13 protein-coding genes and 1 CRISPR repeat array are annotated in these 14,116 nt (G+C 40.1%); of the genes, 9 read left to right on the top strand and 4 right to left on the bottom strand.

All coding sequences use genetic code 11. The features are described from left to right. Positions 1-7: 7 nt before the first annotated feature. From cas5e to alr, 5 genes are all read left to right on the top strand, one after another. Positions 8-745, top strand: a complete 738-nt coding sequence (gene cas5e / locus ABN099_RS06195; protein ID WP_349462799.1) for a type I-E CRISPR-associated protein Cas5/CasD — start codon at positions 8-10, stop codon at positions 743-745. Continuing rightward, complete coding sequence (gene cas6e, locus ABN099_RS06190) at positions 745-1,422, top strand: type I-E CRISPR-associated protein Cas6/Cse3/CasE (protein ID WP_349462798.1); 678 nt, start codon at positions 745-747, stop codon at positions 1,420-1,422. Before cas5e ends, cas6e begins: the two co-directional genes overlap by 1 nt. Then, positions 1,422-2,342: a type I-E CRISPR-associated endonuclease Cas1e gene (gene cas1e, locus ABN099_RS06185; protein WP_349462797.1), complete on the top strand. Its 921-nt coding sequence runs from the start codon at positions 1,422-1,424 to the stop codon at positions 2,340-2,342. Before cas6e ends, cas1e begins: the two co-directional genes overlap by 1 nt. 2 nt (positions 2,343-2,344) lie before the next feature. Then, a complete protein-coding gene (gene cas2e / locus ABN099_RS06180; RefSeq protein WP_023581709.1) occupies positions 2,345-2,641 on the top strand; it encodes a type I-E CRISPR-associated endoribonuclease Cas2e in 297 nt (98 codons plus the stop codon). Positions 2,642-2,699: 58 nt separating this feature from the next. Further along, a CRISPR array of direct repeats spans positions 2,700-3,766; the repeat unit is 29 nt; unit sequence GTGTTCCCCGTATGCACGGGGATAAACCG. 257 nt (positions 3,767-4,023) lie between these two features. Next, entirely contained in the window at positions 4,024-5,247 is a 1,224-nt protein-coding gene (alr, locus tag ABN099_RS06175) for an alanine racemase (RefSeq protein WP_349462796.1), read from the top strand. A gap of 72 nt (positions 5,248-5,319) precedes the next feature. Here alr and ABN099_RS06170 read toward each other — a convergent pair whose 3' ends face one another. The 4 genes from ABN099_RS06170 to ackA all read right to left on the bottom strand — a co-directional run bounded on the left by ABN099_RS06170 (position 5,320) and on the right by ackA (position 9,825). Then, entirely contained in the window at positions 5,320-5,463 is a 144-nt protein-coding gene (locus ABN099_RS06170; protein WP_071788551.1) for a Hok/Gef family protein, read from the bottom strand. A 380-nt stretch (positions 5,464-5,843) separates the two neighbouring features. After that, positions 5,844-5,987, bottom strand: coding sequence for a Hok/Gef family protein (locus tag ABN099_RS06165; protein ID WP_071788551.1), 144 nt, complete (start codon positions 5,985-5,987; stop codon positions 5,844-5,846). A gap of 412 nt (positions 5,988-6,399) precedes the next feature. Next, positions 6,400-8,544, bottom strand: coding sequence for a phosphate acetyltransferase (gene pta, locus ABN099_RS06160; RefSeq protein WP_349462795.1), 2,145 nt, complete (start codon positions 8,542-8,544; stop codon positions 6,400-6,402). Positions 8,545-8,622: 78 nt separating this feature from the next. Further along, positions 8,623-9,825: an acetate kinase gene (ackA, locus tag ABN099_RS06155; RefSeq protein WP_349462794.1), complete on the bottom strand. Its 1,203-nt coding sequence runs from the start codon at positions 9,823-9,825 to the stop codon at positions 8,623-8,625. A 392-nt stretch (positions 9,826-10,217) separates the two neighbouring features. Here ackA and yfbV point away from each other — a divergent pair, with 392 nt between their 5' ends. The 4 genes from yfbV to ABN099_RS06135 all read left to right on the top strand — a co-directional run bounded on the left by yfbV (position 10,218) and on the right by ABN099_RS06135 (position 13,943). Continuing rightward, positions 10,218-10,673: a terminus macrodomain insulation protein YfbV gene (gene yfbV / locus ABN099_RS06150; RefSeq protein WP_064720478.1), complete on the top strand. Its 456-nt coding sequence runs from the start codon at positions 10,218-10,220 to the stop codon at positions 10,671-10,673. Positions 10,674-10,812: 139 nt separating this feature from the next. Continuing rightward, positions 10,813-11,307 (top strand): YfbU family protein, encoded by a 495-nt coding sequence (locus ABN099_RS06145; protein ID WP_349463121.1) that lies wholly within the window; start codon positions 10,813-10,815, stop codon positions 11,305-11,307. A gap of 34 nt (positions 11,308-11,341) precedes the next feature. Then, positions 11,342-12,004 carry a sugar phosphatase gene (locus ABN099_RS06140; protein WP_349462793.1) on the top strand — a complete coding sequence of 221 codons (663 nt, stop codon included), beginning with the start codon at positions 11,342-11,344 and terminating at the stop codon, positions 12,002-12,004. Positions 12,005-12,113: 109 nt separating this feature from the next. Then, a complete protein-coding gene (locus ABN099_RS06135; protein WP_349462792.1) occupies positions 12,114-13,943 on the top strand; it encodes an SLC13 family permease in 1,830 nt (609 codons plus the stop codon). Positions 13,944-14,116: the final 173 nt, after the last annotated feature.

Genomic DNA, 14,116 nt, shown 5'->3' with positions numbered 1-14,116 from the left:
AGATATCATGGCACAATATCTCGTTTTTCGGCTTTATGGACCCCTTGCTAGTTGGGGATTACCCGCTGTTGGTGGCGATAGGCAAACTGGGCTGGCGCCATCGCGTTCAGCTATCCTAGGTTTTCTTGGTGCTGCATTAGGAATTAAGCGAGAAGATGAATTAGCACTTACTCAATTACAGCAGAGTGTTTTAGTTGCAGTAAAACAGAAAGTGCCGAGTACTTTATTAAGAGACTACCATACTGCTCAGGTGCCTTCTGCACGCAAGAATATAATACATTCAACCCGGCGCAGCGAATTAGCTGAAAAAGATCTAAATACTGTTTTATCTAATCGAGACTATCGATGTGATGCCGTATGGATTATAGCAATTAAGCTGACTGATCATTCGAAATATACACTAGATAAACTTAAAAATGCATTACTTATGCCTACTTACACATTAAGTTTAGGTCGTAAGTCTTGTCCGCTATCTTTACCAATGATGCCTCAAATTGTAGAAACAGAACAACTACAAGACGCATTAGATATAACATTCCCAGCTATTATGTCTTCTGATAAAGCGGATAATTATTGGTTTAGTTCAGATGGGTGGGTAACTTACTATTGGGAAGGAAGTCGTCAAGAAATTGCGGGTAAAAATATAATGACGTTGCATCCGTGGGATGAGCCTGTAAATAGACAGCACTGGCAATTTCGCCAACGCGAAATGTACCAAATGAGTGTAAGAAAGGAGGGCGAATAATGTACTTGTCTAGAATTACAATAGGCGGTTCCACTGACTATTTACACTCGTTGCTCGCAAACGAACGGCAGGCAGGATATACCATTCATCAGTTATTGTGGCAGCTATTTACTGAAGAAACTGAACGCTCATTTCTTTATCGAGTAGAAATGGAGAAAAATGGAACGCCTATTTTTTATATACTTTCTTCTGTAATGCCAACTATTCAACACCGTTTTTTTAAAATAGAAACCAAACCTTTTTTACCCAAATTAACCACAAAAATGAAATTGGCATTTTCATTAAGAGCAAATCCAACGATTTGTATTACCGATAAAGAGGGAAAACAACATCGTCATGATGTTCTTATGCATGCTAAAAAGCAGGCTCAATTAAATGCCAACAATTATAATCAAGATGATATTCATAATTTAATGCAACAAGCCGCATTAAATTGGATAAGTTCTGAAAAGCGTTTAAATAAGTGGGGGATTTCATTAAATCATTTGCCAGATATTAAAGCCTATACGCCTGAACGTATTAAAAAATCGTCAGGAAAAATAATGGCTTTTTCTTCTGTTGATTATCAAGGTACCCTTACGATTGAAGATCCTGCTCTTTTTTGGCAACAATACCAACAAGGATTTGGTAGAGCAAAAGCCTTTGGCTGTGGGTTGATGCTAATTAGGACTATTTAATGGCGTTTATTCCTTTAAAGCCTATTCCAATTAAAGATCGTTATTCAATGATTTTTATTGGCATGGGGCGAATTGATGTAAAAGATGGTTCATTTGTTGTTATCGATGAAGTTAATGGCGAAAGGATGCTTATTCCCGTAGGTTCGCTGGCTTGTATTTTACTGGAACCTGGTACGCGTATTAGCCATGCGGCGGTTAAATTAGCAGCAACAACAGGAACGTTATTGATATGGGTTGGTGAGGCAGGTGTTCGGCTTTACTCTGTAGGACAACCCGGTGGTGCGCGTTCAGATAGATTACTTTATCAGGCAAAATTAGCGCTAGATAATGATTTACGACTAAAAGTTGTGCGTAAAATGTTTGAACTTCGTTTTGGCGAACCCGCGCCACTAAAACGAAGCGTTGATCAATTAAGAGGAATTGAAGGCGCGCGAGTTAGAAAACAGTATCAAATGTTAGCGAAAGAATTTAACGTCGATTGGAATGGTCGGCGTTATGATCCAAAAGATTGGGAAGCTGGAGATATTATTAATCGCTGTATTAGTGCGGCAACAGCTTGTTTATATGGTGTAACAGAGGCAGCTATTTTAGCAGCTGGTTATGCTCCTGCGATTGGTTTTTTGCATACAGGAAAGCCGCTTTCATTTGTTTATGATATTGCTGATATCATAAAATTTGATACCGTGGTGCCTGTTGCTTTTAAAGTAGCGTCATATAAAGTAATTTCCCCTGATCGTGAAGTTCGTCTTGCCTGCCGAGAAGCATTTCGTAAACATCAAACATTAAATAAGCTTATTCCTCTAATTGAGGAAATTCTTTCTGCTGGTGATATTTTGCCTCCTGAACCACCTTCTGATGCTCAACCTCCTGCGATCCCTCAAGCACGACCTTTTGGTGATGAAGGTCATAGAGAAAAATAGCAATGAGTATGATTGTCGTTGTTACTGAATCTGTACCACCTCGATTAAGAGGTCGATTAGCCGTATGGCTATTAGAAGTTAGGGCTGGTGTTTATATAGGTAATGTCTCAGCACGAATAAGAGAAATGATTTGGCAACAAATTAATGTATTAGCAGAGGATGGCAATGTTGTTATGGCATGGGGAACAAATACTGAGTCAGGTTTTGATTTTCAAACCTATGGAGAAAATCGCCGTGAACCGATTGACTTTGATGGTTTAAGATTAGTGTTATTTAAACCGTTAGAAGAGGAAGAATAATATTTGGTAGAAATAAATATGTTTTTTTATTTAATTAAATCAATTAAATATATTTAGAGTGTTCCCCGTATGCACGGGGATAAACCGGGTGTTTAAATATGTTTTCTTTGTGTCTGACCGTGTTCCCCGTATGCACGGGGATAAACCGCAAACTAACTCATTTGCGTTTCCTACTAACTAGTGTTCCCCGTATGCACGGGGATAAACCGTCTTCTAACACAGCGGCTTTTCCAGTTGAACCGTGTTCCCCGTATGCACGGGGATAAACCGATATTAGAGAGTTCATATATACACACGATAATGTGTTCCCCGTATGCACGGGGATAAACCGCCAGAACTCGCTCAAGTAAAACCGCGATATCAGTGTTCCCCGTATGCACGGGGATAAACCGGCTTTCTTGAGTGACGTTTATGTGACTGTTAAGTGTTCCCCGTATGCACGGGGATAAACCGCTGAAAGATGATTTATACGAAATGTTCGATAAGTGTTCCCCGTATGCACGGGGATAAACCTGAACATAGACACTATATTCAGCGCCCTACTTCGTGTTCCCCGTATGCACGGGGATAAACCGATTATTAACTGCAACATTTGCCAGATAATCATGTGTTCCCCGTATGCACGGGGATAAACCGCTAGTGCGGCATTAACACCTTCGGTTGAGCAGGTGTTCCCCGTATGCACGGGGATAAACCGCGAATGAAATCCATATTCACTTGTAGGGCTCGGTGTTCCCCGTATGCACGGGGATAAACCGCACAGGGCTATAACTGGATTGCAAAGATACACAGTGTTCCCCGTATGCACGGGGATAAACCGCAGTATGACGAGAAGTTAGAAGAAGCTCAGAAGTGTTCCCCGTATGCACGGGGATAAACCGAGGTTATAACATGGCACAATGCCCTGATGATAGTGTTCCCCGTATGCACGGGGATAAACCGGAATATAAAATGAAATATGAAGAGTATGATCAGTGTTCCCCGTATGCACGGGGATAAACCGGAATTTCAGTAACCCACTTATCCCCGTTACCAGTGTTCCCCGTATGCACGGGGATAAACCGAATGATTACTATTTTATAAATGCAGGAAATGGGTGTTCCCCGTATGCACGGGGATAAAACCAATCCACTGTAAACTATCAAATAAAAACACTATCAGTGATAGTTTTTCAAATTTTATCTAAAAAGAGAGCTAGCACCTGCCTTGGCAGGTTTTTTTGTTATATCAATAATAACATATGAATTTATATGTTTATTTTATGAATAAAAATGCTTATTATCCTTAGTGAATATTCACATTGTGTATATTTTCGTGCCTAATTAATTACAACAAAATAATTGGTTCAAGGTCTTACATCACAATCACTAAGGAAAAATAAGATGTCTTTTGGTTTACGATATCTTGCGCTGTTACCTCTTTTGGTTATCACTGCTTGTCAACAACCGGTTAATTACAATCCACCAGTAACGCAAACAACTCAGGTTCAGCCTGCAATTGTTAATAACTCATGGATTGAAATTTCACGCAGTGCGCTTGATTTTAATGTGAAAAAAGTTCAATCGCTGTTAGGCGAGAAATCTTCTCTTTGTGCAGTATTAAAAGGGGATGCTTATGGTCATGATTTATCACTCGTTGCACCAGTAATGATTGAAAACAATGTGCAATGTATTGGTGTGACCAATAACCAAGAGTTAAAACAGGTACGTGATTTAGGTTTTAACGGGCGTTTAATGCGAGTTCGTAACGCGACAGAGCAAGAGATGTCTCAAGCCACTGCCTATAATGTAGAAGAGTTAATTGGCAATCTTGATATGGCAAAAAAATTAGATGTTATTGCTAAACAACAAAATAAAATTATCCCTATCCATTTGGCGTTAAATTCAGGTGGAATGTCGCGTAATGGCTTAGAGGTAAATAACAAAGCAGGGCTTGAAGAAGCGAAGCAAATTGCCCAGTTAGCTAACCTTAAAGTGGTTGGTATTATGTCTCACTATCCTGAAGAAGATGCGGATAAAGTAAGAGAAGATCTTGCACGTTTTAAACAGCAATCGCAAAAGGTATTGGAAGTTACAGGGCTAGATCGTAAAGATGTGATACTACATATGGCAAATACCTTTGCCACGATCACGGTGCCTGAATCATGGTTAGATATGGTACGTGTTGGTGGTATTTTCTATGGTGATACTATCGCAAGCACAGACTACAAACGTGTGATGACGTTTAAATCAAATATTGCATCAATCAATTATTATCCTAAAGGTAATACAGTGGGTTATGATCGTACTTATACCTTAAAACGTGACTCTGTATTAGCCAATATTCCCGTTGGTTATGCTGATGGTTATCGACGAGTATTCAGTAATGCAGGGCATGCATTAATTGGTGGTCAACGTGTTCCTGTGTTGGGTAAAACCTCCATGAATACTGTGATTGTTGATATAACCTCCCTTAAAAATATCAAATCAGGTGATGAAGTGGTGTTTTTTGGTCAGCAAGGTAATGCTGAGATTACAGCTGAAGAAGTTGAAGATATCAGTGGTGCGCTATTTACTGAAATGTCCATTTTATGGGGCGCAACTAATCAACGTGTGTTAGTTGATTAAAGTAGGGTGCTTGTAACCACAAAACGCAACAACGTGTTATGAGAAATTGTGGGGGAAAATTCCCCCACAAAGCTATTTATCGCAAGATAAAGTCGCTTGAACTACTGTATGACCACTACGAATATTGAAAGAGCATAATCTTTCATGCCTAAGTAGTGATAAACACAGTGCTGTCATGCAGACAGCAATCAGCCCTATCAGGGCAAATTTAGTCATTTCTCTTGACTCTCCTTTTTAAAGGAGACAGAATCGACGTTGTCTGGCGTTGAGACTGCCTCGGATTTTAGTAAATTAAAATTCGGGGCTTTCGTCTTTTTGGCGCTCGCAAATGCTTGAACCAAAATGATCCAAGCACCCACCTGCATACTAACAGAAATCGACCTCATTCCTATCTTTTTTTGAGTAAAAACAGTGTAAATACATTAGTTAAATCAATGCGTTAGTTGGTTTTATTATTGTGAAAATAAGAGTGAAAGAGAGGGGGCGAGAAGTGGGGTACTCATCTGTGTATTGTAAGTCATTAAAGTAGGGTGCTTGTAACCACAAAACGCAACAACGTGTTATGAGAAATTGTGGGGGAAAATTCCCCCACAAAGCTATTTATCGCAAGATAAAGTCGCTTGAACTACTGTATGACCACTACGAATATTGAAAGAGCATAATCTTTCATGCCTAAGTAGTGATAAACACAGTGCTGTCATGCAGACAGCAATCAGCCCTATCAGGGCAAATTTAGTCATTTCTCTTGACTCTCCTTTTTAAAGGAGACAGAATCGACGTTGTCTGGCGTTGAGACTGCCTCGGATTTTAGTAAATTAAAATTCGGGGCTTTCGTCTTTTTGGCGCTCGCAAATGCTTGAACCAAAATGATCCAAGCACCCACCTGCATACTAACAGAAATCGACCTCATTCCTATCTTTTTCTGAATAAAAATAGTCTAAATAAATAAGTAAAATCAATGTATTAGTTGTTTTTGTATGGTGTGTTTATAAGTGGGGTTTCTCTTGACTCTCCTTTTTAAAGGAGACAGAATCAAGTTGTTGAGCTCTTGAGACTGCCTCGAATTTTAGTTAAATAGAAAATCAGTAGAATAAAAAACGCCAGATGAAATTAATCATCTGGCGTTGTTCTAATTGAAGCAAACTTCAATAATTATGCGTTTTCTTGTTGGCTTGCTTGAATTGCTGTCAAGGCAACGGTGTAGACGATATCGTCAACTAATGCACCACGAGAAAGGTCATTCACTGGTTTACGCATACCTTGTAACATTGGTCCGATTGAAACCAAGTCAGCTGAACGTTGTACCGCTTTATAAGTGGTGTTACCGGTGTTCAGATCAGGGAAGATAAACACAGTCGCTTTACCTGCAACTGGTGAATTTGGTGCTTTAGATTTAGCAACGTCAGCCATAACTGCTGCGTCGTATTGTAAAGGACCATCAATCATCAGATCAGGACGTTTTTCTTGTGCTAAACGAGTTGCTTCACGGACTTTCTCTACATCACTACCTGCACCTGAGTTACCAGTAGAGTAAGAGATCATTGCAACACGTGGGTCGATACCGAATGCAATGGCAGAATCTGCAGATTGAATTGCGATTTCAGCCAGTTGTTCAGCGGTTGGATCTGGGTTAATTGCACAGTCACCATAAACATAAACTTGTTCTGGTAACAGCATAAAGAACACAGAAGAAACCAGTGAGCTACCTGGTGCCGTTTTAATTAACTGTAGTGGTGGGCGAATAGTGTTTGCGGTGGTATGAACAGCACCAGAAACTAAACCATCAACTTCACCTTTTTCTAGCATTAATGTGCCAAGAACAACGTTATCTTCTAACTGTTCACGAGCAACAACTTCAGTCATGCCTTTATTTTTGCGCAGATCAACTAAACGAGGTACATAGATTTCACGTACTTCTTTAGGATTAACAAGCTCAATACCAGTGCCTAATTCAACACCTTGAGCTGCTGCTACGCGGCGAATTTCTTCAGGATCACCTAACAGAACACATGTTGCGATACCGCGCTCAGCACAAATAGAGGCTGCTTTAACCGTACGTGGTTCATCACCTTCTGGCAGAACGATGCGTTTTTTCGCTTTACGAGCTAGTTCAGTTAATTGATAACGGAATGCTGGTGGAGATAAACGGTTAGGGCGTTCTGAATTAGCGGTTAATGAATCAATCCATTCTGCATTGATATGTTGAGCAACGTAGTTTTGAATTTTTTCAATACGTTCATGGTCGTCTGCTGGTACTTCTAAGCTAAAGCTTTGCAGATTTAAAGAGGTCTGCCAAGTATTTGCATTTACCATAAAGATAGGCAAGCCAGTTTCAAATGCACGTTCACAAAGCTGTTTGATTGGAGCATCGATTTGATAACCACCAGTCAGTAAAATAGCACCGATTTCAACACCATTCATTGCAGCAAGACATGCAGAAACTAATACATCAGGACGATCCGCTGAAGTCACTAACAGTGAACCAGGACGGAAGTGTTCTAACATATGTGGGATACTGCGAGCACAGAACGTGACAGACTTAATACGACGAGTTTCGATATCGCCTTTATTAACGATAGTCGCATTTAAGTGTTTTGCCATATCCGTTGCACGGGTAGCAATTAAGTCAAAGTTCCATGGAATGCAACCCAGTAAAGGTAGTGGGCTGTTTTTTTCGATGGTTTGTAAATCAACATTTGAGATAGTTGCTTTGCTTGAATCATCAAAGATTTCTGATAAATCAGGGCGAGTACGACCTTGATCATCAACAGGTGCGTTAAGTTTATTAACGATAACACCCGTAATATTCTGATTTTTAATACCACCGAACTCAGCACGAGCAAATTCAATACGCTCTTTTAGCTGTTCTGCGGTGTTGTTACCTAATGCAGTAACGAAAACAATTTCAGCACCTAATGTTTTGGCAATCTCATAGTTTAATGATTGAGCAAAAGGATGCTTACGCATAGGTACCAAACCTTCGATGAGAATAACTTCTGCATCAGCGGTATTTTCATGGTATCTAGCAACAATCTCTTCCATCAGAACATCTTTTTGGTTTGAGCTGAGTAGTGACTCAACATAATCCATATTTAAAGGTTCTGAAGATTGAATAGTAGAGTGGGAGCGGATAATTGCGGTTGTCTGATCTAATGCACCTTTAACACGAGGCTGTGCAATAGGTTTGAACACACTCAGGCTAACGCCTTTTTGTTCCATAGAACGGATAACACCCAAGCTGACGCTGGTTAAACCTACGCGTGTATCAGTTGGGACTAGCATAATTGTACGGGACACGGAAACCTCTTTAGATATCGGTTGCTCGTTATGTAGAACAGTACTGCCAGCTTAAAAACTGGCAGTACATCAAAAAACTTAAGCGGTCAGACGGCTTGCGTCTTGAGCGATTACTAACTCTTCGTTAGTTGGAATAACAACAGCAAGACGGCTGTTATCGGTAGTGATAGTGCCTGATTTACCGAAACGAGCATCTAAGTTACGTTGATGATCAACTTCAAAACCTAATAGAGCTAGTTTTTTCAGCGATAATTCACGTACCATTGCTGCGTTTTCACCGATACCACCTGTAAAGATAATAGCATCTAAACGACCTTCCATCAGTGCACAGTAAGAACCGATGTATTTCGCTAAACGATGGCAATAAACATCCATTGCACGTTTTGCATCTGCTTTAGTGTCGTAGTTATCTTCAACATAACGGCAGTCACTGGTGACTTCAGTTAAACCTAACAGACCCGATTCTTTAGTCAGCAGTTTGTTGATATCTTCAACGCTCATACCTAAAGTGTCGTGTAAATGGAATACGATAGCAGGATCGATATCACCACTACGTGTACCCATTACTAAACCTTCTAATGGAGTCAGACCCATAGAAGTATCAACACATTTACCGTTAACAATAGCAGAAACAGAACCACCATTACCTAAGTGGCAAGTGATTACGTTCAGTTCATCAACAGGTTTATTTAACATTTTAGCGGCTTCACGAGAAACATAGAAATGGCTTGTTCCGTGAGCACCGTAACGACGAATGCTGTGATCTTTATATAAGCTGTATGGCAGAGCATACAGATAAGCTTCTTCAGGCATTGTTTGGTGGAATGCAGTATCAAATACAGCAACCATTTTTTCAATTAAATGAGGGAACGCTTTGCGTGCTTCTTCGATACCAATAAGGTGAGCTGGGTTATGCAGTGGTGCAAACGGAATAGCTGCTTCGATACCGTCGATAACTTCATCAGTAATGATGACAGACTTAGTGAATTTCTCGCCACCGTGAACAATACGATGACCAATTGATGCTATTTGTGCAGAAAGCTCTGGTTTTTCAGCCAGAATAGTATTAACAATAAAGTTTAATGCTTCGCTATGGGCAGCACCGGCGCCTAAAGCCGCTTCGTGTTTCTGACCATCCATTTTCCACTTCAGGCGGGCTTCAGGTAGGTTGAAGCACTCAGCCAAACCTGAAAGGAATTCTTCACCATTTTCTGGGTTGATAATTGCAAATTTAAGAGAAGAACTACCGCAGTTCAGTACCAGCACCAGCTTACTTGACATGGAATTACCTATTTATCTTGTTGTCGTAGTGTCTTTTATATTATAAAGACGGTGGTTAATAAAACGTCAATCATAAAAGCCTATCGCATTACTATGATGACATTAATGACGCGCATCATGCTTAAAGTGAAAAACCTGATGCTAATTATAGTTGCCAATCATTAATTGGACGATTTTTATTCACCCTAGAGCGATTTCTAGTAAAATCGGCGAAAAGGGTCAAAAATCACGCCGGCAAACAAAATATAGCGCTTTATTGCCACAAAGCTTTAGAATGGGCACAGGATACAGAGTAAAGGCAACAAAGACAAAATATACTTAATTCTACTAAAAGATTTTTATTCTTTATAGATATTTTTTAAAAGTTACAGAAGAAATTGATTGAGGTCATTATGAGCGAACCGACAGTCACTCCCCCAGGCTTCTTTAAAAAGCTACGTTTGGGTAATGAGTATTTAAAAACCTGGCCGGTTGAAAAGCAGTTAGCCCCTGTTTTTCCTGAAAATCGAATGGTCAAAGCAACGCGATTTGGTATTCGTTATATGCCTCCTATCGCTATTTTTACTATGACGTGGCAAATTGCTTTAGGTGGTAACTTAGGCCCTGCAATTACAACCGCGTTATTTGCCTGTAGTCTGCCAATGCAAGGATTATGGTGGTTAGGTAAACGAGCTGCGACACCTTTACCCGCAACATTGCTGCGTTGGTTTTTTGATATTCGGACTAAATTTGAACAAGCTGGCATCGCATTAGCCCCTGTCGAACAAACACCGACTTATCTCTCTTTAGCAAAATTACTAAAGCGTGCTTTTAAGCAATTAGATCGCTCTTTTCTTGATGATGTGTAGAAGATTTATCTTGCTTCTTTGGTTTGCCATCTAGCTTGTATCAAATACCCCTGTTGAGATCAAAAAACGGCTAGTTAGGACTACTCAAGCGTTTTGATTAATGCCATGATTCTGCCAATAATTTCTTTGGAGAATAATGATGGAAATGACACACGCACAACGCCTGATCCTCTCTAATCAATACAAAATGATGACAATGATGGATCCTGATAACGCTGAACGTTATCGCCGCTATCAGACAATTATCGAACGTGGCTATGGCTTGCAATTACGCGAGCTTGATCGTGACTTTGATGAGATGTCAGAAGAGACTTGCCGTACCATTATTAATGTCATGGAAATGTATCATGCTCTACAGGTGTCTCGTGACAACCTAAAAGAGTCAGATATGATGGATATTCGACGTGTCGCATTTATGGGCTTTGATGCAGCAACAGAATCTCGCTATCTTAGTTATGTGCGGTTTATGGTAAACACAGAAGGGCGCTATACCCATTTTGATAGTGGCAGTCATGGATTTAACTCTCAAACACCAATGTGGGAAAAATACCAAAGAATGCTAGCGGTATGGTTAGCTTGCCCGCGTCAATATCATCTTAGCGCAGTTGAAATTCAACAAATTCTTAATGCGTAATAGTTAACGCATCACTGCAAGGTAGAGATAAAAAATGGCAATCACATGTAAAGGTTTTCTGTTTGATTTAGATGGTACATTAGTTGATTCATTGCCTGTTGTTGAACATTGTTGGGCGCTGTTTGGTGAAAGAGTGGGCGTATCAACACAGGAAATTAATGACTATATTCATGGAAAGCCTGCCATAGAGTCGATTCGCCATTTTATGCCTAATGCGAGTGAACAAGAAATTACAGAAACCTTCCGCTGGTTAGAAAAACTAGAATCTACCCAAACGGAAGGTTTAGCACCACTTCCTGGTGCGATAGCGCTTATTAATCGTCTTAATGAATTAACTATTCCTTGGGCAATAGTGACATCAGGTACTGTACCTATTGCAACAACACGTCAATCTGTCACGGGTATTCCTGAACCAAAGCATTGGGTTACTGCAGAATGTATCAATAAAGGTAAACCAAATCCTGAGCCTTATCTTTTAGGGGCTAAAAAACTTGGTTTATTGCCACAAGAGTGTGTGGTTTTTGAAGATGCAGCTGCGGGAATTTACTCAGGATTAGACGCGGGTTGTCAGGTAATTGCGGTTCACGCTCCTCTTACACTTCCTCGCCGTAATGAGATTCATTTAATTATTGAATCACTAAAAGATATTCAAATCGAAAAGCAAGCTGAAAAGGTTGTAATAAAGCACAAAAGTTAATCATTTATTTGATCATACTAGAAGACTTATAGTTACAAAAATGGTCTACTTATCAATGTAGTGAATTGATGTCTTAACCTGTTTTCACTTATTGCTGATCGAGGCCATTTTGAATAGCGAATTGTTATGGGTTTTAAGCCTGCTATTGATAGCTATTGTCCTTTTTACGACCAACAAAATCCGCATGGATGTGGTCGCTTTACTTGTCATTATCGCATTTGTTCTTAGCGGTACACTCACCTTAAATGAAGCTACGGTAGGATTTAGTGATCCTAACGTATTACTCATTGCGGCTCTATTTGTTATAGGGGAAGGGTTAGTCAGAACCGGTGTTGCTTATCAAATGGGTGATTGGCTGGTTCGAGTTGCGGGTAGTAGCGAAATAAAAATGCTTGTATTACTGATGATATGCGTTGCCAGTCTTGGTGCATTTATGAGTTCAACAGGCGTTGTCGCGATATTTATTCCCGTCGTTCTTAGTGTGGCAGCACGAATGAAAATATCGCCTGGTCGCTTAATGATGCCTCTGGGTTTTGCGGGTCTTATTAGTGGATTAATGACATTAGTCGCTACACCACCCAATATGGTGGTAAACAGTGAGTTAGTAAGAGAAGGGCTGCCAAGTTTTCAATTTTTCTCAATTACGCCAATTGGTATCGCCGTATTATTCGCAGGCATCCTATATATGCTGGTGGTACGCCGCTGGCTAGGAAATAACGATAATGGTAAGCAAAAAGAAGCTTATCGTCGTACTTTCCGTGATCTTATTCGTGATTATCAGTTAGCGGGGCGTGCTCGTCGTTTGGCAATTCGTAAAGGTTCACCGCTAGTAGGCCATTCACTTGATGAATTACATTTACGTTCTCGTTATGGTGCAAACGTTGTCGGTATTGAACGTTGGAGGCGCTTTCGGCGTGTCATGGTAAGTGCGACAGGTGGCACTGAATTAAGAGAGCGTGATGTTTTATTAGTTGATATGTCAGCCAGTGATGTCGATTTACGCGAATTTTGCCGTGAACAGATGTTAGAACCCATGGTATTACGTGGTGAATATTTTTCTGAGCAATCACGTGATGTGGGTTTAGCTGAAGTTTCCATGAACCCAGATTCTGAGTTGCTCGGAAAATCGTTAAGAGAAATTAAATTCCGTACTCGCTATGGATTAAACGTGGTTGCGATTCGCCGTGAAGGTGGGGCATTACCAGGTAAGATTGTTGATGAACCTTTACGTTTAGGGGATGTGTTGTTAGTTATTGGGGATTGGAAATTAATCCGCATACTATCAACGAAACCTCGCAACTTTATTGTGCTTAATTTAGCGGCTGAAGTTGAAGCCGTTGCTCCGGCATCATCGCAAGCCCCCCACGCTCTATTTTCACTCGCCTTAATGGTGGCATTAATGGTAACCAATGAAGTACCTAACTTTATTGCAGCATTAATTGCGTGTTTGTTGATGGGGAAATTCCGTTGCCTTGATATGGAAAGTGCTTATCGTTCTATCCACTGGCCAAGTATTATTTTGATTGTGGGTATGATGCCATTTGCCGCAGCACTGCAAAAAACGGGCGGTATTGAGCTAATTGTTAATGGCTTAATGGATGTTGCGGGTAGTGCCGGTCCTCAAGTAATGCTGGTGTGTTTATTTATATTGTGTGCGGCTATTGGATTGTTTATTTCTAATACTGCAACTGCGGTACTTATGGCACCTATTGCCATTGCGGCGGCGAATCAGATGGAAGTATCGCCACTACCATTTGCCATGGTGATAGGCGTTGCGGCATCAGCAGCATTTATGACCCCAGTTTCATCCCCTGTGAATACGCTGATACTTGAACCGGGTGGTTATAAGTTTGCCGACTTTATTAAAATTGGTGTGCCATTTACCATTATTGTGATGTTTATTAGTGTCTTTTTAATCCCGATACTATTTCCATTCTAAATAGCTGAATGTTGCTGAAACGTCGTTTGTTAATTAATAAACGACGTTTTTTATTTATTAGTCAGTGGTTTTTTATTTGATGCATGCATCATATCTATTGGTGTGTGTTTTTTGAAAATGATTTTCAATTAAAAGTGTATGCTTTATATATACATTTATTTATAGATAAAGAG

This window comes from Proteus hauseri (assembly GCF_040139125.1).
Classification (GTDB): domain Bacteria; phylum Pseudomonadota; class Gammaproteobacteria; order Enterobacterales; family Enterobacteriaceae; genus Proteus; species Proteus hauseri_B.
This window is presented reverse-complemented; position numbering and strand designations above follow the sequence as displayed.